Genomic DNA, 22,064 nt, shown 5'->3' with positions numbered 1-22,064 from the left:
CAACCAACTGTGCGGTTGAATAGGAGTCATGGGCTGTGACGACACCAACACCCGATCCTGAGGACCTGACCGCTCGCGCGCGGATCAGGGACGCGGCCCTGCGGCACTTCGGGGAGCACGGCTTCGAGCGGGCGACGACCCGGGCGATCGCCGAGACCGCGGGCGTCTCCCCGGGGCTGCTGCGCCACCACTTCGGATCCAAGCAGGCGCTGCGCGAGGCGTGCGACGCCCACCTCGTCAAGCTGATCAGCGGGGTCAACGAGCAGGCGGCCGGCGACCCGAGCGGGGTGAGCGGCGTGAACCACGTCGCGGCCTCCATGGCCGCCCTCGGCCCTTACCAGCGGTACCTGGCGCGAGCCCTGACCGAGGGGTGGGCCGAGCCGGTGTTCGACGCGATGGTCCGGATGGGCGAGCAGTGGCTCGCGCGGCGGGACGAGCGCCGCTCCGATCCCGCCTTCGCCGACCGCAAGGCCAGGGCGACGGTGAGCACGGCGATGGCGCTGGCCGTCGGCATCCTCCACAAGCACGTGTCCCGGGGGCTGGGGGTCGACGTGTCCAGCCGGGAAGGCGCCCACCTGCTCGCCCTGGCCGTGCTCGACCTCTACTCCCATCCCTGGCTCGACCCGGAGGAGGCCGCCACGTACCGCGACGCCCTGGACAAGATCCAGGCGGACGCCGGAGCCACCCCCCGCGAGACCGAGGAGCACGGCGATGAGTGAAGCGATCTCCGTAACCGGCCTGGTCAAGACGTTCGGCACCACCCGCGCGCTGGACGGCCTCGATCTCGTGGTGGGCACCGGAGAGGTGCACGGCTTCCTGGGGCCGAACGGCGCGGGCAAGAGCACCACGATCCGCACCCTGCTCGGCATGCTGCGCGCCGACGCGGGCACCGCCCGGCTGCTCGGCGGCGATCCGTGGACCGAGGCGGCGGAGCTGCACCGCAGGCTGGCCTACGTCCCCGGCGATGTCACGCTGTGGCCCCAGCTGTCCGGCGGCGAGGTGATCGACCTGCTCGGACGGCTGCGCGGCGGGCTGGACGAGCACCGCCGCGCCGAGCTGCTGGAGCGCTTCGACCTGGACCCCCGCAAGAAGAGCCGCACCTACTCCAAGGGCAACCGGCAGAAGGTCGCCCTGATCGCCGCGCTCGCCTCCGACGTGGAGCTGCTCATCCTCGACGAGCCGACCACCGGGCTGGACCCCCTGATGGAGGAGGTCTTCCGCGAGGCCGTCAGGGAGGAGCAGCGCCGCGGAGACCGCACCGTCCTGCTGTCCAGCCATATCCTGGCCGAGGTCGAAGAGCTCTGCGACCGGGTGACCATCATCAAGGACGGGCGCACGGTCGAGAGCGGCACCCTGGCCGGACTGCGCCACCTCACCCGCACCTCCGTCCAGGCCGACCTGGCGGCGCCGGCGGACGGGCTGGCCGGCCTGCCCGGCGTGCACGAGCTGCGTACCGAGGGCAGCCGGGTGTGGTTCGACGTCGACACCGCCGACCTGGACCCCGTGCTGCGCCACCTCGCCGACCTCGGCGTACGCGGGCTGGTCAGCCGGCCCCCCACCCTGGAGGAGCTGTTCCTCCGGCACTACGACCGCACCGGCGGGAGCGGCGGGCGGCACGCGGGGGCGGGACGATGAGCGCTCTCACCGGCACCGGCCACCTCGCCCGCCTGGCGCTGCGCCGCGAGCGGGCCATCGCCCCCTGGTGGATCCTGCTGACCGTGTCCCTGGCCCTGACGATGGTCGCCTACGTCAACAAGAACATGGGCACCTACGAGCTGAAGCTCGCCTACCTCGACATCATCCGCGACAACGCCTTCCTCCAGGGGCTCGGCGGCCGGTCCGTCGAGCCGCGGCTGGAGGTGCTCGCCACGTGGCGCAGCGGCGGGTTCCTCTACGTGGCGAGCGCGTTCGCGGCCGTCATGTCGGTCGTCCGCCACACGCGGGCGGAGGAGGACGCCGGCCGCGGCGAGCTGGTCCGCTCGGCCGTGGTGGGCCGCCACGCCCAGCTGGCCGCCGCCCTGCTGGTGGCGGCGGGGAGCAGCCTGCTCGGCGGGCTGCTGACGGCCGTCGTGCTGATCGGGATCGGGCTCGAACCGGTCGGGTCGCTCGCCTACGGGGCCGCCGTCGCGGTGGCGGGCTGGGTGTTCGCGGGCGTCGCCGCCGTCGCCGCCCAGCTCGCGCGCAACGCCCGTACGGCCACCACGATCGGCCTGTCCGTCCTGGCCGTCTCCTACGTGATGCGCTACGCCGCTGACGCGAGCGGGCAGGACTGGCTGCGGTACCTGTCCCCGATCGGCTGGAGCCATCTGGTGCGGCCCTACCAGGACGAGCGGTGGTGGATGCTCGGGATCTCGGCCCTGGCCGCCGCCGTCCTGGCCGCCGGCGCCCACCGGCTGCTCGCCCGGCGCGACCTCGGCGCCGGGCTGCTGCCCGAACGCCTCGGGCGCGCGAGGGCACCGGAGCTGCGCGGCCCGACCAGCCTGGCCTGGCGGCTGCACCGCGGCCTGCTGGCGAAATGGACGGCAGGGGTCGCCTTCTTCGCGCTGGCGGCCGCCGGGCTGAGCCCGCTGGGCCGGGACCTGCTGTCGCGGCCGAGCCTCGTGGTCGACAACATCAGGCACACCCTCGGCCTGCCCGCGGACGAGATGCTCGGCGCCTACTCCTGGTACATGATCCTGATCCTCGCGTACGCCGTCGCCCTCTACCCGGTGCTCATGACGCTGCGGCTGCGCGCGGAGGAGATGTCGGGCCGCGCGGAGGCCGTCCAGGCCACCGCGGTGACCCGGCTCCGGTGGGCGGCCGGGCACCTGGTCGTGACCGGGCTCGGCACGACGGCGCTGATGGCCGCCGCCGGGCTCGTGTTCGGCACGCTGTACTCGGTGCTCGTGGGCGACCTCGCCACCGACCTGCCCCGCTTCCTGGCCGGGGCGCTGGGCGCCGTGCCGGCCGCCTGGTGCGTCGGCGCGCTGTGCCTGCTCGCCTACGCGGTGCTGCCACGGGCGAGCGCGGCGATCTGCTGGGCCGTCTGGGTCCTGACCGCCGTGCTCGGGCAGGTCGCCGGCCCCCTCTACGGGCAGTGGGGCGGCAGCCCGCTGGAGCCGTTCCACTACATCCCCAACGCCTTCGCGGCGACACCCGTGGCCGCGGGACCGGTCCTGGCGCTGCTCGCCGTCACCGCGCTCCTGCTCGGCGGCGCCCTGCTCGCCCTCCGCCGCCGCGACTTCGGGTGAGGCAGGGCTCCCGTCGTCCGGTGTCCGGTCAGTGTCCGGCGCGTGTCCTGGCCGTGGGCGGGCTGGTAGCACAGCATCGGCCGTACACCGGCGACCCCGCTGGATCGAGAGGAGAGCTATGACCCGCAAGGCGCTCATCATGGCGTTCCTGACGCTGCTGGCCTTCTTCGTCAGCACCCTCCCCGCCAGGGCAGGCGTCAGCGAGCGGTCCTCCGCGACCTCGCACGCGACGGCGGCGAACGTCCCCGCGACGGCGCTGCTCGCCTCGTGCTCCCCGACGCCGCCGCCGTGGTGGTACAACTACAGCGCGTCGTTCACCAGCACCGACCCGTGCAACAAGTGCCTTGAGATGGGAAGGGTGTGGAACGCCCGGGGCTACCAGTCGTACTGCTGGAAAGTCGCCGACTGGCGGATCGAGCTCTGGCTCTACCACCCGTAGGAACTCGCCGTGACCGGGGCCCGCCGGGTCATGCCGGCTCCTGGAGCCGGACGACGGCCTTGCCGATCGTGGACGCCCCGCTGTGCAGCAGGCCCAGGAGGGCTTCGGGCACCCGCTCGATGCCGTCCAGCACCGTCTGGCGGTGGCGGATCTCGCCCGAGCGCACCCAGGAGCCCACCTCGGCGCGGAAGGCGGGCATCTGGTCCAGGTGGTCGGAGACCAGGAAGCCGCGCGCGGTCGCCCGCTTGGTGACCAGCTCGTACAGGTTACGCAGGCCGTAGGGCTCCCGGCCGTCGTACTGGCTGGCCATCCCGCACAGGGCGAGCCGGGCGCCGACCCGGAGCCGCGCGATGGCGGCGTCCAGCTGGGCGCCGCCCACGTTGTCGAACACCACGTCGATGCCGTCCGGCGCGGCCTGCGCCAGGTGCTCGCCGGCCGCGCCGTCGTGGTGGTCGAAGGCGGCGTCGAAACCGAGGTCGTCCACCAGGTGCCGTACCTTGGCGGCGGACCCCGCGCTGCCGATCACCCGCTCGGCCCCCCGCAACCTGGCGATCTGGCCGGCGACGCTCCCGACCGCCCCGGCCGCTCCCGTCACGAACACCGTGTCGCCGGGTCGCACCGACGCCACCTGGGTGACGCCCAGCCAGGCGGTCAGGCCCGTCGCGCCGAGCACGCCGAGGTAGACCTCGGCGGGCAGCTCGCCGGTGTCGATCGGGACGACCCCGGACGCGTCGGTCACGGTGGCCTCGCGCAACCCCAGGAAGTGCTCGACCACCTGGCCCGGCTCGATGCCGTCCGCGCGGGACTCGACGACCACGCCGACCGCCGCGCCCTCCAGCGGCGCGTTCAGCGGGAACGGAGGGATGTAGGACGGGCGGTCGTCCATCCGGCCCCGCATGTACGGGTCCACCGACAGGTGGGTGTTGCGGACCAGCACCTGGCCGGGGCCCAGCTCGGGAATCCGGGCTTCGACCAGCGCGAGGTCGTCCACCGACGCCTGCGCGGACGGCCGCCGGACCAGGTGCCACTCCCGGGCGTACCCCTTGCTGGTGATCGTCGTCATCGGAACTCCTCCACAGATACTTGATCCAATCAAGCATCATCCTGGCACAGATACTTGAGTCCATCAAGTTGTTGTAGGGGTGGCCGCATGGCCGTCCCACAGGGGCCCGTCACCGCGTCGACGGATGCCGAACGAGCGATGGTCGACTTCGTCGACGCCTACGATCGCACCTACGAGACCACCGCCCTGACCGCCCGCGAGCAGGACCACCTCCACCGCCGGTCACCCCCTGGAGTTCACCACCAGCGCGGGGTCCAGGGTCAGTGTGGTCACGGCCAGCGCCAGGAACACGATCGCCAGGTAGAACTGGGGCACGAAGTCGTGGACGCGCAGGTGCGTGTAGAGGGCGCAGACGAAGTACAGGACGAGGCCCGCGGCGCTCGCCGTACTGATCAGGGGCACGCCGAGAAGGCCGAGCGCCAGCCCGAGCGCGCCCGCGACCTTGAGCGCCCCGATCGGGAACACCAGCCACGTCTCCGGCACTCCGGCCCGGTCGAGCGCCGGCCCGAGAGTCCGCATGATCGGCTTGAGGCGCGTCATGGCGGCGAGGCCGGAGAAGGTGTTGGCGGCGATCGTCACGATGGCGGTCACCTCATAGGCAAGGGACATGAGAGCTCCGTGGGATGGTCCGGTGGCGGCGCCGCTCGCCGGCAGCCGTCGATGGGTTGGCTCATGCGGCGGGCGGTTCGGGGAGGTGCGTGAGCTTGTCGGGGTTGCTGATGGCGTAGATGTCGCGCACCTGCGAACCGTCCGGGGTGAGGTCGACGACCATGACGGCGTACGGGGCGTTCTGGACGAACAGCACCGCGGACGGCTCGCCGTTGACCTGCCGGTACCGGACCTCCAGGCCCTCGACGGGCCGGGCGGTGCTGGCGACCAGCACGCGGGCCACGTTGTCGCGGCCGCGGACCGGACGCGGGCCGGCGGCGGACGACTTGCCGCCGCCGTCCGACCACAGGGTCACCTCCGGTGCCAGGAGCTCCATCAGGGCGTCCAGGTCGCCACCGAAGGCGGCGGCCACGAACCGCTCGGTCACCAGCCGCTGAAGGCGGGGGTCGATCCGGGTGCGGGGGCGGCGGGCCTGGACGTGCTCACGGGCGCGGTGGGCGAGCTGCCGCACCGCGGCGGGGGTCCGGTCGATCATCGCGGCGATCTCGGTGTGCTGGTACGCGAACACCTCGTGCAGGATGAACACCGCGCGCTCCAGCGGGGTGAGGGACTCCAGCACCACGAGAAGCGCGATCGACAGCGACTCCGCGCGCACGGCGTGGTCGGCGGCGTCGGCGGAGGTGACGAGGGGCTCGGGCAACCAGGATCCGACATAGGTCTCGCGCCGGCGGCGCAGCGCGGTCTGGTGCGCCAGGGCCTGGTTGACGGCGACGCGTACCAGGTAGGCGCGCGAGTGGCCGATCCGGGCCGGATCCCTGGACGACCAGGCCAGCCAGGTCTCCTGCAGGACGTCCTCGGTGTCGGTGACGCTGGCGAGCATGTTGTAGACGATGGAGAACAGCAGCTCCCGATGGGCCGCGAACAGCTGGGTGGCATCGGACATCGACAGGTCTCCCTCAACGTGTGACTGCTGCCTGAGAGCGCCGGCGGAGGCCGGCGTGTGACACCGTCCCGCCGAAAGTGACTCAGATCTCATCCCCGGCGAATCCGTTCACCGCTCGCTCGAACGCGGGCCAGGGCCGCAACGCCCCCGCCCGCCACCTGCTCCGCCAAGGCCGGGACGTGCGAACGCTGACCCGTGGCCCCGGGACGCGGCGTGACCCGCCAGGCGATCCGACGCCGCCCGCCGCCGCTGCCGGCGCGGAGAAAAACGACATGATCGTCCGTTGGCCTTGGCATGGGAGATGCGGACGGTGGACGAGGCCCTTCAGCCGGCGGCGAGAGCGCGGGCGGGCGGGCGAAGGTGATGGCCGGGCTGGGCGTGGTCGCGGCGGTCCTGGCGGGGCTGGTGGCGGGGGCCGGCGCGCTGTGGGCCGGTGCCGCCGCGAGCGGCAACCGGTACGTGGCGTCGGCCGCGGCCGCGGCGGTCCTGACCGGCGTCGCCTGGTATCTGTGCCGGTCGGCGCTGCGGCGCGTGGCGAGCGCCCGGGCGCGGCGCTGGGTGCCGATCGCGGTCGCCGGCATCGAGCTGGCGGCCGTGGCCGTCCCCGTCGCGGGCCTGCTGTTCGGCGGGCCGCCGTACCGGCCGGCGGTGGCCGGGCCCGGCACGCGGTACTGGGACCTGCCGACCGGCTCGCGCATCGCCTACGTCCGCACGCCGGCCGCGGGCGAGCGCAGGGAGACGCCGGTGATCCTCGTGCACGGCGGGCCGGGCTCCCCGGACCCCGAGCCGTCGCCGCTGGCCCCCGCGCTCGCCGCCGCGGGCTTCGACGTGTACGACTACCACCAGGTGGGCGCCGGCCTGTCCAGCCGGCTGCCCGACGTACGCGCTTACACGGTCGCCCGGCACGTGGCCGACCTGGACGCCATCAGGGCGGCGATCGGCGCCGACCGCGTCGTGCTGGCCGGCGTCTCCTGGGGCGGCCAGCTCGTCGCCGCCTACCTGGCCGCGCATCCCGACCGGGTGGCCCGCGCGGTCGTGGCCTCGCCGGGAACCCTGTGGTCCCCCGCCTTCCCGGGCAACCGGCACCTGACGGCCGGCGGGCTGCGCGACCAGAACCAGGTGCTGTGGGAGCACCACCCGCGTTTCCTGCTGGCGCACCTGCTCACCGAGGTCACCGGGCCGCGGACCGCGCACGCGCTGCTGCCCGACGAAGCGATGAGCGGCGAGTTCGAATCCCTCACCGGCGCGTTCGACATGCGGGCGGGCTGCCCCGGGCGGCCGCTGCGGGTGCCGCGCTCGGGGGCGGGGTTCGGGTTCTGGGCCAACGCCATGACCACGCGCGACGCGCGCGGCGTCGCCGACCCCCGGCCCGTGCTGCGCCGGGTCGCCGTGCCCGTGCTGGTGCTGCGCGGCTCGTGCGACTACCTGGCGCCCGAGGTGGCCCGCGAGTACGCCGACGTGCTGCCGAACGCCGTCCTCCGCACGATCGACGGCGCCGGCCACGACATCGCCCACGACCGGCCCGCCCCGTACGGGAAGCTGGTCACCGCGTTCCTGCTCGACCGGCTCCCCGCCTGAGCCGGCCGCCACGGCCCCTCCTGCTCGCCTCGGCAGGCTCTCGTACGCGCCCCGCCTCATCGCCGCAGGGCGGCCAGGGTGTGGAGAGGGTTGTCCAGGAGGCCGGCGAAGGCGAGCTCGGCGGCCCCGGCGAGCGTGGTGTCGGCGCCCAGGGCCGTCACCGCCAGGCGGACACGCTCGCGCGACACCGGCAGCACGTGCGCGTCGATCCGGGCGCGGACGCGCGACGCGGCACCCGGGTAGACGTCGCGGAGCATCCCGCCGAAGACCACGAGCGCCGGGTTGAACAGGTTGATGAGGTTGACGACGCCGACGCCGAGCCAGTCGCCGACGCGGTCGAGGGCGTACCGCGCGCGGGCGTCACCGGCCCCGGCGAGGGCGACCACGGCCCGGATGCCGTCGCGTCCGACGAGGTCGGCGGAGCGGCCCGCGTAGTCGAGCAGCGCCTCCTCTCCCACCTCGGCCTCCAGGCAGCCGCGCGACCCGCACAGGCAGGGCCTGCCGTCGAACGGGTTGACCAGCATGTGCCCGAGCTCGCAGCCGTAGCCCGCGTCGCCGTCCAGGAGCTCGCCCCCGACGATGATCCCGCCGCCGACGCCGACGTCCCCGTGCAGGTAGATGAGGTTGTCCACGTCGCGCCCGGCGCCGCGCACGTGCTCGGCGATCGCGCCCAGGTGCGCCTCGTTGCCCACCTCGACGGGAAGGCCGAGGCCGAGCCCGGCGGCCAGCTCCGGGCCGAACGCCTGATCCACCCAGCCGAGGTGCGGGCCGTACCGGACGGTGCCGTCGGCACGCCTGATCAACCCGCAGTACGACGCGCCGACACCCACGCACCTCGCGTCCGGGCCGGCCCCGGCGACCAGCTCGCGGCCGAAGGCGGCGAGGACGCCGACGACGTCCTCCAGATCGACCCCCGCGCGGGTGCGTACGGCCTCGCGGCGGTCGTGGACCCGGCCGCCGAGCCCGACGCGGGCCGCCACCAGCCGGTCCACGGCGACGTCGAAGGCGAGCCCGTACACCGTGCCCTGCTCCGGCATGACGACGATGGACGGCCGCCCCGCGCGGCCCTGACCGGTGGGGGCGTCCTCGCGGACCAGCCCGGCCGCGATGAGCTCGGCGGTCAGGTCCATGATGGTGCTGCGGTTGAGGCCCATCCGGCGGCTGAGCGCGGCCCGCGACACCGCGCCGTCCTGGTGGACGCGGCGCAGCACCTCGCTCAGGTTCCGCTGCCGCACCTGCTCCTGCGTCCGCACGCCCGCCGCCGATCCCGTCACCCCCGCCAGCCTAGAGCGTGTACGGAGTCGCGGTCAGGGGGATCCGCCCGCGGCGGGCCGGTGGAGCGCCCCGCCGACGGGGCCGGCGCGCCGGCACCGGACAGTAGAGTGATCACGATGACGGACCCGCGGCTGACCACCCACCGTGACCTCTCCACGGCCATCGCCCGCCACGACGACCGGGAGCTGGCCGAGCTGCTGGAGCGCGAGGCCGTGCCCCTCGGCACCGGCATCGGCGGGGCGTCCGCGCGGCTCGATCTCGGCGGCACCTCGGTCTTCGTCAAACGCGTGCCCCTCACCGAGCCCGAGCTGCGCCACCCGCACTCGACGGCCAACCTGTTCGGGTTGCCGCCCTTCTGCCAGTACGGCATCGGCTCGCCGGGTTTCGGCGCCTGGCGCGAGCTGGCCGCGCACACGATGACCACCGAATGGGTGCTGACCGGCCGGTTCCCCGGCTTCCCGCTGCTGTATCACTGGCGGATACTGCCCAACGCCGAGCCCGCCCCGCTGCACGGGGAGCTGGCCGACATCGACCGGGCGGTCGCCTTCTGGGAGGGCGCGCCCGGCGTGCGCCGCCGCCTCGAAGCGCTGGCGGAGGCGCCGGCGAGCCTGACGCTCTTCCTGGAGTACTTTCCCGCCAACCTGCACCAGTGGCTGGGCGAGCGGGTGCGCGCGGGCGACGCCGACCGCGCCTGCGCCCTGGCGGGCCAGGGGTTACGCGAGGCCGTGTCCTTCATGAACGCGGGCGGCCTGCTGCACTTCGACGCGCACTTCGAGAACGTCCTCACCGACGGGCACCGCCTCTACCTGACCGACTTCGGGCAGGCCGTGTCGAGCCGGTTCGACCTGTCGGCGGAGGAACGGGCCTTCTACCGCCGGCACCTCACCTTCGACCGCACCTACACGCTGACGTACCTGGTGAACTGGCTGGCCGGCACCTTCCACGGCGCCGACTGGCCGCGACGCCGCGAGCTGGTGCGGCAATGGGCGGCGGGACAACGGCCGGCCGGCGTGCCCGACGGGGTCGCGGCCCTGCTGTCGCGGCACAGCCCCCTGGCCACCGTGCTGAACGACTTCTACCACGCTCTGCAGAGCGACAGCAGGAAGACGCCGTACCCGCTGGAGGAGATCCGCCGGTTCCCGCCGACCGGTCGCGGCGCGTACTGAACGCGCGTCACCCCCACGCCCGGGTGCCACAGGATTCGGCCGAACCTGTCCGGCGACCCGGCCGCCACGACCGCGGCCAAGGCCGCGAAACACTGCGGAGCGGCGAGCCAGACGGTCCTCGCGGGGTCGGCGGTGTTCACCGGCGCCCAGCGGATCCACCACGTCGCCCCGCCCCCTCGTGAGCCGCGGTCAGAAGGTGGCGATCGGGTTGATCGGGCTGCCGGACGTGCCGGCGAGGCGCAGCGGCGCGACCGCGAGCTGGAAGTCCCACTGGCCCAGCTCGGCGGCCGTCGCCGCGCACGCCTCCAGGTCGCAGTTGTCGAGCATCCACAGGCCCATCGCGACCAGGCTCACGGCGTGGACCGGCATCAACACGTCGTCGTACCCCGACGGCTGAACGTCCTGAGGGCTGTCGGCGCCGATCAGCGCGACCTGCCGCTCGTGCAGCCACGGCAGGCAGGACGCGTGCCAGCCGGGCTGCGTGAAGCCGCCGTCCGCACCGGCCTCGTGCCGGGCGCGGCCGTGGCCGGTCCGCAGGAGCACCGCGTCGCCGGAGCGCACCCGCACGCCCTGGCGGCGCTCGGCCTCCTCCAGATCGTCGGGGAACACGCCCTGCCCCGGCTCCAGCCACGGCACGTCGCGGGCCCTCGCGACGTCCAGCAGGACACCACGCGTGACGATCCCGTCGGCCGCCGCCGTGACGGCCCCCCACGCCGATCCCGTCGCGGCGTCGACCAGCGCGTGCGACCGCCCGTTGTACATCGTGCCGTCCCAGAAGATGTGGCACGGCGAGTCGAGGTGGGTGAGCGTGTTGCCGTGGAAGGTGAGGCCGAGCCGCTCGGTCGAGAAGCCCCAGCGCCGGTCGTTGTGGAACGCGCCCGCCGGCATGTTCTCGGCGCCCGGCATGTCGGCGGCGTACGGGCACGCCGTCGTCGACCGCTCCATGTCGTCCGGCACGGCGACCTCCCACGCGCACGACACGCTCCTGCCGTGGCGCACGGCCCGCGCCGCCGCCAGCCGGACGTCGTCGGTGATGTGGTTGAGCGTGCCGAGCTGGTCGTCGTCGCCCCACCGTCCCCAGTTCGACAGCGTGTCGAAATATCCGAGCACGTCGTCCTGCGTGGGCATCGCTCGCTCCGCCGTCATCGCAGCATCGGCTCCTTCGGTCACGCGGCTTCGGGGCACCGCAGGCAGGTTATCCCGATCCGTCCTTCGCCATGACCCTGCCGGGAGCGGGAAAACGCGTTGCCCCGCCATCGCGTCGCCTGACATCCTCACGCCCGTGACCGCCGCCCGCCGCCCCGTCATGACCACCGTCGCCGTCCCCGTCGGCGTGCGCGACCTCCTGCCCGGCGACCTGCCCGCGTGCGCCTGGTCGGGTTCGGCCACCCACCTGCGCCAGGTGGGGCGGGCGCTGGCCCGCGCCGCGAAGGGGGAGGTGGACTATCTGGCGGTGTGCACCCCTGTGGACCTGCCTGTGGCCATCGGCGGCATCGACTACCAGGCCCGTGCGGGTGCCGGGACCCTGTGGCAGCTCGCCGTGCTCCCGGCGCTCCAGTCCCGTGGCCTGGGAACGCTGCTGATCGGCGCCGCCGAACGACGCATCGGCGACCGCGGCCTGCGCAGGGCGGAACTCTCCGTCGAGGAGGACAATCCCCGGGCTCGCGCCTTGTACGAACGCCTGGGCTACGTCGCCTATGGCCGAGAGCCCGAAGCCTGGGACGAGGAAGCTCCCGACGGTTCGGTACGCCGCCACGAGACCATGTGCGTTCTCATGCGCAAGAGCCTCTGAACCCCCGTCCCGTGCCCGAGACCACGAGAGGGGAGCGGGCGTGAGACCCATGCGGGCGGGTATCGACCTGACGGCGCTGCGGAGTCCCGCCTTCCGGCTGATCGCGCTGGCGCAGATCGGGTTCGTGACGGGGGAACAGGTCCTGGCGGTCGCCGTCACCGTCTCGGTGCTCAGCGCCGGGGGTGACGCGGCCGCGGTCGGTGTCGTGCTGGCCGCCAAGGGCATCGCGTCGTCATGCCTGCTCCTGGCCGGCGGGGTCTGGTCCGACCGGCTGCCGCGACGGCGGGTCCTGACCGTCATGCTCGCCGTCGATGCCGTGGCGGCGAGCGTTCCCATCCTCGTGGCCGGGCGTTCTGCCGCCGTGTGGTCGGCGGCCGCTGTCCTGTTCGTGATCGGGGCGGCGGAGGCCTTCATCCGGCCCGCGTTCAACGCCCTCCTGGCAAGCTCGCTGGACGAAGGCCGGCGGGTGTCCGGCCGGGCCCTGATCAACATCTGCACCCGGGTGGGGGTCATCGCCGGCCCGGTGACGGGCACGCTCCTCGCCGGCGGGAGCGGGGCCCTTCCCTTCGTCCTGGCGGCGCTGGCCTTCGCCGCCGGCGCGCTCGCCTTCCTCCGGGTGAAGGAGCCGCCGTGGACGCGGGTCGCCCGCCGTTCCCTGCTCGCGGAGGCGATGGCGGGGTTCGCCGACGCCGCACGGCGGCCGTGGCTGACGGCCCTTCTGCTCTTCTCGCCGATCAGCCTCATGTTCGTGATCGCGCCCAGCCAGGTGCTCCTGCCCGTGCTTACCCGGGACACCTTCGGCTCCTACACGGCGTACGGCACGGCCCTGGCGTGCTACGGCGCCGGCGGGCTGATGAGCAGCCTCACGATGATGGCCTGGCGGCCGCGGCGCCCGGGAGTCGTGGCCATGTGCTCGATGTCCCTCTACGCCGTCGTCCCTCTCGGCCTGCTGTACGCCCCTTCGGCCTGGGTGCTCTTCTGCTGCTACCTCGCGGCCGGCTTCGGCGTGGAGACCTACGCCCTCTGCTGGGACGTCGCGTTGTACCGCGAGGTGCCCGGCCACCTGATCGGGCGGATCACCTCGCTGGCCTGGCTCAGCACGTTCGGCCTCATGCCGTTCGGCCAGGCGGCCACCGGGCCGCTGACGAGCCTGGCCGGCGAGCGAGCCGTCCTCCTGGGCGCGGCGGGGCTCGTGCTCCTGATCCCGCCGTGCCTGCTCCTCGTTCCCGGGATGGCCCGGCTACGGGGCACGCGCCCGTCGGGTCTCAGCTGATGGTGGCGGGAACTTTCCCGCTTCGCGCGTCGTCGTACTCTCACGATCGGCTTGTCGGTATCGGGGAGTTCGTCATGAGGGCGTTGCGTGCGATCGCACGGTCGGCCGCCGCGCCGGCCCTCGTGAGCTGTACGACTCATCGCGCCGCGTCACGGCCCACCGCGCGGGCCGCCGTGGCGCGGCAGCCCGTCCCGGCCCTGCCCACGCCGACCGCGACCACCGACCCCGAGCTGAGCCTGGATCGCGGCCACCTGGACCCGCACTTCCGCTCCTTCCGCACCGCCACCGCCACCGCCGCCGCCAGGCCCTCGGACGGCACGGAGATCACCAAGCTGGTCCAGCACCACCACCCGTGAACGACCCCGGCGCACCCCGGCCCGCGCCCGCTCCTCCGGAGGCACGTTGTCCATGCGTCTTCATCCAGGCGAGACCGAGGCCGCCGGCTGGCGGGTGGTGACCGTGCTCGACGCCGTGCGGCGGCTGCGCGACGCGTCACCCGGCGTCACCGGACGTCCGCGGGTGATCGCGATCGACGGCCGGGGCGGCGCCGGCAAGACGACCCTGGCCGGGCGGTTACGGGAGGCGGTGGCCGGTTCCGCCGTCGTGCACACCGACGACGTCGCGTGGAACCACGCCTGTTTCGACTGGGGCGCCGTGCTCGTCGAGAACGTCCTGCGCCCCCTGCACCGGGGCGAGGCGGTGGACTTCCGCCCCGATGCCTGGAAAGACCACGACCGGCCCGGATCGATCACCGTCCCCGCCGGCGCCCCCGTCGTCTGGGTCGAGGGCACCGGCGTCATCCGCGAGGAGCTCGCCCCGTGGCTGGACGCCTCCGTGTGGATGCAGGGTGACCTGGACGAGCAGGAGCGCCTGCTGGTCGCCCGGGACGGCGACTCCCCCGAGCAGCTGGAGCACGTGGCGAACTGGCTGCTGGAGGAGTTGCCGTTCCTGGCGCGGGAGCGGCCGTGGGTCCGCGCCACCATGATCGTCGCCGGCCCGCCGCACCTCGCCCACGACCCGGACACCGAGCTGGTCGTCGCCCCGCCGGTCAGCCCCGAGGCCGGCCGCCCGTAGGCGAACATGGGGGTGAACGCGTCGCACCGCTTCGTCGCGGTGGCGCGGCCCTGCGGCGGGTGAAGCCCGGGAAGGCCGTTCCTACCTTTCTCTCCCCTTTCGCCGGATATCGACGGACAATCAGAGGGCGTCTCCGGTCAGCACCTCTGGCCGGCCCCCGTACGACACGCTCGATTGCCGGATGGAAGGAGAAGCACGCGGTGGCGACGGCTGAGGTGGTGCCGAGACGATGGTCCCTGGTGGGCCGTGACGCGGAGCTGGAGGCGTTCGGGGCGGTCCTCGACGACCCCGGGTGCAGCGGTTTCCTCATCTTCGGGGAGCCCGGCGTCGGCAAGACACGGCTGGCGGAGGAATGCCTCGCCCTCGCCGACCTGCGAGGACACGCCGTGGCCCGCGCCGCCGCGACCGGCGCGGCGGCCGAGATCCCCCTCGGGGCGATAGCCCATCTGCTGCCGGACGGGGTGGACCTGTCGCACCCCGTCGCGGGCTTCGCCGCGGCGGTCCGGCTCATGTCGCGGGCCTACGCCGCGACGGCCCGCCTCGTCCTGCTCATCGACGACCTGCACCTGCTCGACTCCGCCTCGGCCCTGCTGCTGCGCCAGCTCATGGAGACCGGCGCCGTCTTCCTGGTGGGCACGGTACGCTCGGACGCCTCGTCCGGGGAGAGCGCCGTGACGCTCGGGCGGGGCGACGCCGTCCATCACGCCGACCTCGCGCCGCTGACCTGGCGGGAGGTGAGCGAGCTCCTCGGGGCCGCCCTGGCCGGGCACGTCCACCGCGAGAGCGTCGACCGATTACACGCCGCCAGCGGGGGCAACCCGCTCTACCTGGGCGAGCTGGTGCGCGGCGCGCTGGCCGAAGGCCGGCTGACCAACGACGGGGAGATCTGGCGGCTGGCCACCGACGAGCCCCTTCCGGTCACCCGCCGCCTCACGGACCTGATCCGCCACCGGCTCGCGACGGTCGCCCCGCCCGCCCGCCGCGTCCTCGACGTCCTCGCGCTGTGTGGCCCGGTGTCCGTCGCCGACCTGGAGCGCGATCCCGGCGCCGACGTCCTGGACGAGCTGGAACGGGCCGGGCTGGTCACCGTCGTACGGGAACGGCGGCGCGCGTACGCCCGCCTGGCACACCCCCTCTACGCGGAGGTGCTGCCCGCGGACGTCACCGAGCCGCGCCGCCGGGAGATCCTGCGCGAGCAGGCGGACCGGCTGGAGGCGACCGGCGCCCGCCGCCGGGAGGACGCCATGCGCCTGGCCTCCTACCGGCTCGCCGGCACCGGCACCGCCGATCCGGCCCTGCTCCTCCAGGCCGCCCGGCTCGCCGCGTACGGCGACGACCACGCCCGCGCGCTCGCCTTCCTCCGGGCGATCCCCGAGGAGGAGCTGACCTTCCCCGCGCTGCTCCTGCTCGGCCGCACGCTGTCGGAGGCGGGCCGGCCGCTGGAGGCCGAGGACGTGCTGCGCAGGGCGGACGGGACGGCCAGGACGGAGTCCCGCGCGCTCGCGGTGGCGCTGGCGCGCACGCACAACCTCATGTGGTGCCGGGGCGCCGCCCGCGAGGAGGCCGTCGCCGCGAACGACGCCGCGCGCGACCGCGTCACGAGCCCCGCGGGCCTGCGGGCGCTGCGGGTGAACGAGGCCAACATCGTCTCCAGCCTGGGTCACCACGCCGAGAGCCTGGCCCTGCTCGACGGCATGCCGGACGAGGAACCGCCGGTGGACGACATCGCGGGCGTGATCGCGTGGACGGCCGCCGCCGCGACGAGGGCCAGCGCGCTGTCCTTCCTGGGGCGCGGGCAGGAGGCGGTGCGGTGGGCCGAGCGCGCCGTGGCCCTGTGCGTGAGGGCGCGGGACGAGGGCCGCGGGTACGCCCCGCAGGAGGCCGCCGCGCGCTCCGCCCTCGTCCTGGCCCTGACCGAGAGCGGGCGCCTGGAGGAGGCCCGCGTCACCGGCGAGCACGCCTACACCGACCCGGCCGGGGCACCGACCGGCTGGCAGCGCACCCTCCTGCTCTTCCCGCTGGCCCGCAACGCCTGGCTGGCCGGCCGCCCGGCCTCGGCGCGCCGCTGGTACGCGGAGATCGTGCACGACACCCGCCCGCAGGGAGTGATCATCCGTCCGCTGGCCCTGACCGGGCTCGCGGCGGCGGCCGCGCTGCAGGGTGACGTGCGCGCGGCGGAGGCCGCCCTCGCCGAGCACGCCGGCCTCGCGGCCCCGGCGGCGCGGGTGCCCGAGGAACGGCTCGGCGAGGCGTGGACGCACGTGGCGCGCGGGGAGCGGGGCGAGGCCAGGAGGGTGCTCCGGGCGGCGGCAGCCGAGGCCCGCGAGCGGGGCCAGTTCTCCTCCGAGGCCGTGCTGCTGACGGACCTCGCACGGCTCGGGGCCGCCGCCGAGGTGGCGGGCCGTCTCGCGGAGCTGGCGAGGGCCGGGGGTCCCTTCACGGCCGCCCGCGCGGAACTGGCGGCCGCACTGGCCGCGGCCGACCCGGACGGCCTGTCGGCGGTGGCGGGCGACCTCGACCGGATGGGGGCGGGCCTGCTCGCGGCGGAGGCGGCGGGCGCGGCGGCGGAGCTGTGGCGCCGCGCGGGGAACTCCCGGCGGGCGTCGGCCGCCGCCGCGCGTTCGGCCGCGAACGCCGCCAGGTGCGAGGGCGCGCGGACCCCCGTGCTGCGGACGGCCGGCGCGGCGACGCCGCTCACCGCCAGGGAAGGGGAGGTCGCGATCCTGGCCGCCGAGGGGCTGGCCAGCAGGGACATCGCGGCCAAGCTGTCGATCTCGGTGCGGACGGTGGACAACCACCTGCAGCGTGTCTACGCGAAGCTGGGCGTCTCGACCCGCGGGGAGCTGGCCGGCCGTCTCGGGCACCGGAGCACGTGAGCCGGCGGGCCCCGCCCGTGCCGGGTGGCACGGGCGGGGCCCGGAGGTCGCGGGCGGGACCCGGAGGTCGCGGGCGGCGCGTCAGGCCGCTTCGAGCCAGTAGTCGGAAACCCCGAACAGGCAGCCGGGCTCGTTCTGCGAGGGGGTGGTGAAGCTCGCCCAGCGCCCCTCGACGACGGTCTTCACCTCGCCCCGGTAGGTGAACCCCCACGAGCAGCTGGTGACGAGCCGCACCCGCGCGCTCATGACGAACGCCTTGGTATGGCACTCGTTGGCGAAGGCACGGTAACCGGAGGGTTCATAGGTGTCGTGGTAGGTTCCGGTCGCCCACACCGGACAGGCCACCTTGTCCGTCTCCAGATACTTGCCGACGGCGGCCGCCGGGGAGGACGAGCCCAGGACGGCGATCGCGGCGACGGCGGCGCCGGCCGTCGCCAGCGCTTTCTTGACGGCATTCTTCACGGCGTTTCCTGTCCTCTCGAATTCACGACGGGCTTTCTCACAACGCTGACGAGAACGCCACCGTGACGTTCTCGCTGCCGAGGGTGAGCTTGCTCTGCGGCAGGTTGCTGGCGTAGCAGGCGAACTGGGCGATGCAGAGGTTGACCGAGCGCGCCATGTGGGAGAGGAAGCGCGAGCCGGCCCCGGTGGTGTTGGTGCCGATCGCCGCGCCCACGGGGGCGTTGAGCACGTCCGTGACCAGGCCCTGCGGGTAGACGACGGAGCTCTTGTCGGTGAAGTAGTCGCCCCGGTTGTAGGGGGCCCAGGTGATGACGCGGGTCGTCTCCCAGCCCGAGATCTGGTTGGCCGTGCAGTAGGAGAAGGCGTGGTGCCAGGTGTAGATGGTGGTGCCCGACCAGGACGTCAGGGTCAGCGGGACGTCGATGTTCAGGCATAACTGCTGGTACGACGCCAGCGCCGCGCGCAGCGCGGAGGAGTCCCGGCCGCCGGAGCGCTGGGGCGGGTCCACCTTGGTGACGACCGGGGTGCCCACCTTGGCCGAGACCGGCACCGTACGGGCGAGCTCGGGGTCGTTCTTGATGATCTCCAGGTCCGCGGCGGTGGCCTTGCCCGACACGGCGTGCTCGACGGCGGCCCTGACGTCGGCCTCGGAAGGGTGATTCGCGGCGTTCGCCGGGCCCCCGATGGCCGTCACCGCCGTGGCCGCGACAGCGAGTCCCGCTGAAACGGTGCGGAGTTTCATTCTCATCATTCCCCTTCGAAATCGGAATTCCGCCTTCCGGCAGAAGAAACTCTGGCAGTCGCGAAATTCGGGGGGCAGAGTAATGACTACTCATTTCCGGGTACGCGATTCCTCATGCTCACCGCGGCCGGCGGGCCGGCCGGTGAGCGCTCGTCGCCGCGCCCCGCGCCGCCCCGCCGCGCGCACTGGCACGGCGGGGCCGGGCGGCGATAATGGGGTGATGCCGGATCCGTGGAAGGTTCCCGAGGCCGAGGTGGTCGCTCTGGTGGCGTCCGCCGGAGGGCTGGACGCGCTGTCGGCGGTGCTGCGGGAGCTGCCGGCGGACCTTCCGGCGGCGGTGGTCGTGCAGCAGCACCTGGGCGGCCGGGGCAGCGTGCTGCCCCAGATCCTGCGGAGGCTGACCGGGCACCAGGCGGAGTGGGCGGCCGACGGCGCGGCCCTGGTGCCGGGGCGGGTGAGCGTCTGCCCGCCGCGCCGGCAGCTGGAGGTCCTGCCCGACGGCACGTGCTCGCTGAGCCCGCTGGCGCCGCTGGAGCAGCGGCCCCGGCCGCACGACGTCCTGCTGACCTCGCTGGCCGACTCCTTCGGGACGCGCGCGGTGGCCGTCGTGCTCAGCGGATCGGGCAACGACGCGGCGGCGGGCGTGGCCGCGCTGAAGGCCCGCGGCGGCCTGGTCATCGCCCAGAGCGAGGACAGCGCTGAGTACCCGGCGATGCCGGGCGCCGCCGCGCGCGCCGGCGCCGACCTGGTGCTGCCGCTGCACGAGATCGCCGGCGTGCTCGCCGACCTCGCCGCCGGCGCGCCGGTGGCGCGGCCGGGCTCGGAGCGCGAGGCGATCCTGGCGACGTTCGGCGAGCCGGGCGAGGTGGCCGCCGCCGCGCACCAGATCGACTGGGACGCCACGCCGCTCGGCCAGGTGCACCTCTGGCCGGCCTGCCTGCGCGCGGTGGTGCGCCTGGCGATGGACGCGCCCGAGCCGGCGGCGGTCCTGTGGGGGCCCGAGGGGCTGACGCTGGCCAACGACGCGGCCACGGCGTTCCTGCGCCGCGCGCCGCTGGAGGTCCTGGCCCGGCCGCACGACGAGGTCTTCCCCGAGGCGCGGGCGCGGCTCGCGCCGCTGCGGCAGCGCGCGCTCAGCGGGCGGACCGCGTACGCCGAGCGGTTCAGGAGCGCGCTGCTGCGCGACGGGCGGCTGCGCGACGCCTGGTGGGACGTCGGGTTCCGCCCCGTCCGCGACCTGGACGCGCGCGTCGCCGGCGTCCTCGCCACCTTCCGCGAGCGTACCGGCGAGGTGCTGGCCGCGCGGCGGCTGCGCACGCTCAACCGGCTGGCGTCCGCGCCTCCGGCGCCCACGCGGCGCGAGGAGCTGCGGCAGGCGCTCGCGGGGCTCGGCGAGGCCGAGGACCTGCCGTTCGCGATCGCCTACCTGCTGGACGGCGGGTGGGCGAACCTCGCGGGCGCGAGCGGCGTGGCGGAAGGCGGCGCGCCGGCCCCCCGCGCCCTGCCCCTGACGGCCGGCGGGGCCTGGCCGCTGGCCGAGGTGGTGCACACCCGGCGGCCGATCGTGCTGGACGACGTCCACGAGCGCTTCCGCGGGCACGTCTTCGGTCCTGAGCGCCTGACGGTGCGCCGCGCCGTGCTGCACCCCTTGTACGACAGGACGGAGGGCCAGGCGAGGGACAAGGTGTCCGGGGTGCTCATCCTCGGCACCGAGCCGCGGTTACCGCTGGACGACGCCTTCGGCGAGTTCCTCTCGCTCGCCGCCGGGACGATCGACACCAGGCTGGCCGGGGCGGGCGAGCGTGACCGCGCGCGCAGGCAGCTGAAGCGGCTCGCCGAGCTCGACCGCGCGAGGACGGCGTTCTTCTCCGACATCTCCCACGAGTTCCGCACGCCGCTGACGCTGATGCTCGGCCCGCTGGACGAGCTGCGCAGGCACCCCGACAGGACCGCCGGCGAGCAGGCGGCGTACGTCGACCTGCTCGACCGCAACACCCGGCGGCTGCTGCGGCTGGTGGACACGCTGCTGGACTTCTCCCAGATCGAGGCCGGCCGGATGCGCGCCAGGTTCGCCCCGACCGACCTGGCCGCGCTGACGGCCGAGATCACCGCGATGTTCCACAGCGCCGCCGAGGCCGCCGACCTGAAGCTCACCCTCGACGCGCCGCCGCTGCCGGAACCGATCTGGGTGGACGCCGAGATGTGGGAGAAGACGCTGTCCAACCTGCTGTCCAACGCGCTCAAGTACACCTGGACCGGGACGGTCGGGGTCACCCTGCGGGCGCTGGCCCAGCACGCCGAGCTGGTGGTGCGCGACACCGGCGTCGGCATCCCCGCTGAGGAGCTGCCGCACGTCTTCGAGCGTTTCCACCGCGTACGCGGCGCCGGCGGGCGCTCCCACGAGGGCGCCGGGATCGGGCTGGCGCTCGTCCAGGAGCTGGTGCGCATCCATCACGGCCGCGTCCGCGTCACCAGCCACGTGGGCGAGGGGACCACGGTCACGGTGTGGGTGCCGCGCGGCGCGCGTCCCAGGATCCAGGACACCTCCCGCCCGGCCGACCGGGCCGCCCCCGCCGGGAGCCTGGCGACGGCGCTGGCCGGCGAGGCCGCCCGCTGGGAGACCGGCCCGCCGACCGGCCCGCAGTCGGGCTCGCCGACCGGCCCGCAGCTCGGTCCGCAGACCGGCTCGCAGTCGGGCCCGCTATCGGGCTCGTGGGCCGGTCCCGCTGACGCGGTCGGGACCGGCGGACGGCTGCCGCTGCGAGCCCCGGGAGCCCACGTCCTGATCGTGGACGACGACGGTGACCTGCGCGACTACCTGACCCGGCTGCTCGCCCCGGCCTGGCGCGTGACCGCCGCCGCCGACGCGGCTCAAGCCCTGGCACTGATCCGCGACCGGCGACCGGATCTGGTGCTGGCCGACGTGATGATGCCCGGCCTGGATGGTTTCGCTCTGCTGCGCACCATCCGCGCCGATCCGATCCTGGCCACGCTGCCGGTCCTCCTCCTCACCGCCCGCGCCGGCGAGGAGACCGCCATCGAAGGGCTGCTCGCCGGCGCCGACGACTACGTCGTCAAACCGTTCTCGGCCCGCGAACTGGTCGCGCGCGTCGGCGCGCAACTCGAACTGTCCCGGGTCCGCCGGATCAACCAGGAACGGCTGAGCCTCTTCCTGGAGACCGAGAACGTCGGGATGTTGTACTTCGACCACACCGGCACCGTCGTGGACGCCAACCAGGTCTTCCTGCGGATGAGCGGCTACACCCGCGACCAGATCGAGGCCCGGGCCCTGACCTGGCAGGCCATGACGCCACCGGAATGGCTGCCGGTCAGCGAGGCGCAGCTGGAGCTTCTGGCCGCCACCGGCCGGATCGGCCCCTACGAGAAGGAGTACATCCTGGCCGACGGCACCCGCCGCTGGATGTTGTTCGTCGGCCGCGGCCTCGCCGACGGCGACATCTGCGAGTACTGCATCGACATCACCGACCTCGACGACGCCCGGGGCGCCCCGCGCCCTGCGCGGTGAGACCGCGGCGCCGGGC

General features: G+C 74.3%; 19 protein-coding genes. 12 read left to right on the top strand and 7 right to left on the bottom strand.

Annotated features, from left to right (window positions below):
- Positions 1-35 precede the first annotated feature (35 nt).
- The 4 genes from AB0H75_RS29455 to AB0H75_RS29440 all read left to right on the top strand — a co-directional run bounded on the left by AB0H75_RS29455 (position 36) and on the right by AB0H75_RS29440 (position 3,669).
- Positions 36-719, top strand: a complete 684-nt coding sequence (locus tag AB0H75_RS29455; RefSeq protein WP_367801683.1) for a TetR/AcrR family transcriptional regulator — start codon at positions 36-38, stop codon at positions 717-719.
- A complete protein-coding gene (locus AB0H75_RS29450) occupies positions 712-1,635 on the top strand; it encodes an ATP-binding cassette domain-containing protein (protein WP_367801681.1) in 924 nt (307 codons plus the stop codon). Before AB0H75_RS29455 ends, AB0H75_RS29450 begins: the two co-directional genes overlap by 8 nt.
- Positions 1,632-3,230, top strand: coding sequence for an ABC transporter permease (locus AB0H75_RS29445; protein WP_367801680.1), 1,599 nt, complete (start codon positions 1,632-1,634; stop codon positions 3,228-3,230). Before AB0H75_RS29450 ends, AB0H75_RS29445 begins: the two co-directional genes overlap by 4 nt.
- Before the next feature lie 118 nt (positions 3,231-3,348).
- The gene (locus AB0H75_RS29440) at positions 3,349-3,669 is read left to right on the top strand and encodes a hypothetical protein (RefSeq protein ID WP_367801678.1); all 321 of its coding nucleotides are present in this window, start codon (positions 3,349-3,351) and stop codon (positions 3,667-3,669) included.
- 28 nt (positions 3,670-3,697) lie between these two features.
- Here AB0H75_RS29440 and AB0H75_RS29435 read toward each other — a convergent pair whose 3' ends face one another.
- From AB0H75_RS29435 to sigJ, 3 genes are all read right to left on the bottom strand, one after another.
- Entirely contained in the window at positions 3,698-4,732 is a 1,035-nt protein-coding gene (locus tag AB0H75_RS29435) for an NADP-dependent oxidoreductase (protein WP_367801676.1), read from the bottom strand.
- A 222-nt stretch (positions 4,733-4,954) separates the two neighbouring features.
- On the bottom strand, positions 4,955-5,341 hold the full coding sequence (locus tag AB0H75_RS29430) for a DoxX family protein (RefSeq protein ID WP_367801674.1): 387 nt from the start codon (positions 5,339-5,341) through the stop codon (positions 4,955-4,957).
- Between the two features lie 61 nt (positions 5,342-5,402).
- Entirely contained in the window at positions 5,403-6,284 is an 882-nt protein-coding gene (gene sigJ, locus AB0H75_RS29425) for an RNA polymerase sigma factor SigJ (RefSeq protein ID WP_367801672.1), read from the bottom strand.
- A 294-nt stretch (positions 6,285-6,578) separates the two neighbouring features.
- Here sigJ and AB0H75_RS29420 point away from each other — a divergent pair, with 294 nt between their 5' ends.
- Positions 6,579-7,862 (top strand): alpha/beta fold hydrolase, encoded by a 1,284-nt coding sequence (locus AB0H75_RS29420; protein WP_367801670.1) that lies wholly within the window; start codon positions 6,579-6,581, stop codon positions 7,860-7,862.
- 56 nt (positions 7,863-7,918) lie between these two features.
- Here AB0H75_RS29420 and AB0H75_RS29415 read toward each other — a convergent pair whose 3' ends face one another.
- Positions 7,919-9,145, bottom strand: a complete 1,227-nt coding sequence (locus AB0H75_RS29415) for an ROK family protein (RefSeq protein WP_367802056.1) — start codon at positions 9,143-9,145, stop codon at positions 7,919-7,921.
- 108 nt (positions 9,146-9,253) lie between these two features.
- On the opposite strand from AB0H75_RS29415, the gene AB0H75_RS29410 reads away from it, so the two are divergent.
- Positions 9,254-10,303: a protein kinase family protein gene (locus tag AB0H75_RS29410; protein ID WP_367801668.1), complete on the top strand. Its 1,050-nt coding sequence runs from the start codon at positions 9,254-9,256 to the stop codon at positions 10,301-10,303.
- Positions 10,304-10,492: 189 nt separating this feature from the next.
- Here the strand turns inward: AB0H75_RS29410 and AB0H75_RS29405 are convergent, their stop codons facing one another.
- The gene (locus AB0H75_RS29405) at positions 10,493-11,449 is read right to left on the bottom strand and encodes a cyclase family protein (protein WP_367801666.1); all 957 of its coding nucleotides are present in this window, start codon (positions 11,447-11,449) and stop codon (positions 10,493-10,495) included.
- 136 nt (positions 11,450-11,585) lie between these two features.
- Between AB0H75_RS29405 and AB0H75_RS29400 the strand changes: the two genes are divergently transcribed.
- The 5 genes from AB0H75_RS29400 (at position 11,586) to AB0H75_RS29380 (ending at position 17,318) form a co-directional block, all read left to right on the top strand.
- Positions 11,586-12,095, top strand: coding sequence for a GNAT family N-acetyltransferase (locus AB0H75_RS29400; RefSeq protein ID WP_367801664.1), 510 nt, complete (start codon positions 11,586-11,588; stop codon positions 12,093-12,095).
- 49 nt (positions 12,096-12,144) lie between these two features.
- The gene (locus AB0H75_RS29395) at positions 12,145-13,368 is read left to right on the top strand and encodes an MFS transporter (protein ID WP_367802054.1); all 1,224 of its coding nucleotides are present in this window, start codon (positions 12,145-12,147) and stop codon (positions 13,366-13,368) included.
- 74 nt (positions 13,369-13,442) lie between these two features.
- Positions 13,443-13,724, top strand: a complete 282-nt coding sequence (locus AB0H75_RS29390; protein WP_367801662.1) for a hypothetical protein — start codon at positions 13,443-13,445, stop codon at positions 13,722-13,724.
- 52 nt (positions 13,725-13,776) lie between these two features.
- Positions 13,777-14,442, top strand: coding sequence for a uridine kinase (locus AB0H75_RS29385; protein WP_367801660.1), 666 nt, complete (start codon positions 13,777-13,779; stop codon positions 14,440-14,442).
- Positions 14,443-14,642: 200 nt separating this feature from the next.
- The gene (locus AB0H75_RS29380) at positions 14,643-17,318 is read left to right on the top strand and encodes an AAA family ATPase (protein WP_367801658.1); all 2,676 of its coding nucleotides are present in this window, start codon (positions 14,643-14,645) and stop codon (positions 17,316-17,318) included.
- Positions 17,319-17,399: 81 nt separating this feature from the next.
- Here the strand turns inward: AB0H75_RS29380 and AB0H75_RS29375 are convergent, their stop codons facing one another.
- Both AB0H75_RS29375 and AB0H75_RS29370 read right to left on the bottom strand, forming a co-directional pair.
- Positions 17,400-17,780 (bottom strand): hypothetical protein, encoded by a 381-nt coding sequence (locus tag AB0H75_RS29375; RefSeq protein WP_367801656.1) that lies wholly within the window; start codon positions 17,778-17,780, stop codon positions 17,400-17,402.
- A 37-nt stretch (positions 17,781-17,817) separates the two neighbouring features.
- Entirely contained in the window at positions 17,818-18,522 is a 705-nt protein-coding gene (locus tag AB0H75_RS29370; RefSeq protein ID WP_367801654.1) for a hypothetical protein, read from the bottom strand.
- A 220-nt stretch (positions 18,523-18,742) separates the two neighbouring features.
- Between AB0H75_RS29370 and AB0H75_RS29365 the strand changes: the two genes are divergently transcribed.
- Positions 18,743-22,048: a chemotaxis protein CheB gene (locus AB0H75_RS29365; protein ID WP_367801652.1), complete on the top strand. Its 3,306-nt coding sequence runs from the start codon at positions 18,743-18,745 to the stop codon at positions 22,046-22,048.
- The last annotated feature ends 16 nt before the right edge of the window (positions 22,049-22,064 follow it).

This window comes from Nonomuraea sp. NPDC050783, assembly GCF_040802095.1.
Taxonomy (GTDB): Bacteria; Actinomycetota; Actinomycetes; order Streptosporangiales; family Streptosporangiaceae; genus Nonomuraea.
The sequence above is the reverse complement of the archived record's forward strand: the minus strand, read 5'-3'. Positions and strand labels throughout refer to the sequence as shown.

Bases quoted from the DNA above. Each gene is read 5' to 3' on its own strand.
- AB0H75_RS29450 (WP_367801681.1), top strand. From the start codon at position 712: ATGAGTGAAGCGATCTCCGTAACCGGCCTGGTCAAGACGTTCGGCACC.
- AB0H75_RS29445 (WP_367801680.1), top strand. From the start codon at position 1,632: ATGAGCGCTCTCACCGGCACCGGCCACCTCGCCCGCCTGGCGCTGCGC.
- AB0H75_RS29440 (WP_367801678.1), top strand. From the start codon at position 3,349: ATGACCCGCAAGGCGCTCATCATGGCGTTCCTGACGCTGCTGGCCTTC.
- AB0H75_RS29435 (WP_367801676.1), bottom strand. From the start codon at position 4,732: ATGACGACGATCACCAGCAAGGGGTACGCCCGGGAGTGGCACCTGGTC.
- AB0H75_RS29430 (WP_367801674.1), bottom strand. From the start codon at position 5,341: ATGTCCCTTGCCTATGAGGTGACCGCCATCGTGACGATCGCCGCCAAC.
- sigJ (WP_367801672.1), bottom strand. From the start codon at position 6,284: ATGTCCGATGCCACCCAGCTGTTCGCGGCCCATCGGGAGCTGCTGTTC.
- AB0H75_RS29420 (WP_367801670.1), top strand. From the start codon at position 6,579: ATGGGAGATGCGGACGGTGGACGAGGCCCTTCAGCCGGCGGCGAGAGC.
- AB0H75_RS29410 (WP_367801668.1), top strand. From the start codon at position 9,254: ATGACGGACCCGCGGCTGACCACCCACCGTGACCTCTCCACGGCCATC.
- AB0H75_RS29405 (WP_367801666.1), bottom strand. From the start codon at position 11,449: ATGACGGCGGAGCGAGCGATGCCCACGCAGGACGACGTGCTCGGATAT.
- AB0H75_RS29395 (WP_367802054.1), top strand. From the start codon at position 12,145: ATGCGGGCGGGTATCGACCTGACGGCGCTGCGGAGTCCCGCCTTCCGG.
- AB0H75_RS29390 (WP_367801662.1), top strand. From the start codon at position 13,443: ATGAGGGCGTTGCGTGCGATCGCACGGTCGGCCGCCGCGCCGGCCCTC.
- AB0H75_RS29385 (WP_367801660.1), top strand. From the start codon at position 13,777: ATGCGTCTTCATCCAGGCGAGACCGAGGCCGCCGGCTGGCGGGTGGTG.
- AB0H75_RS29370 (WP_367801654.1), bottom strand. From the start codon at position 18,522: ATGAAACTCCGCACCGTTTCAGCGGGACTCGCTGTCGCGGCCACGGCG.
- AB0H75_RS29365 (WP_367801652.1), top strand. From the start codon at position 18,743: ATGCCGGATCCGTGGAAGGTTCCCGAGGCCGAGGTGGTCGCTCTGGTG.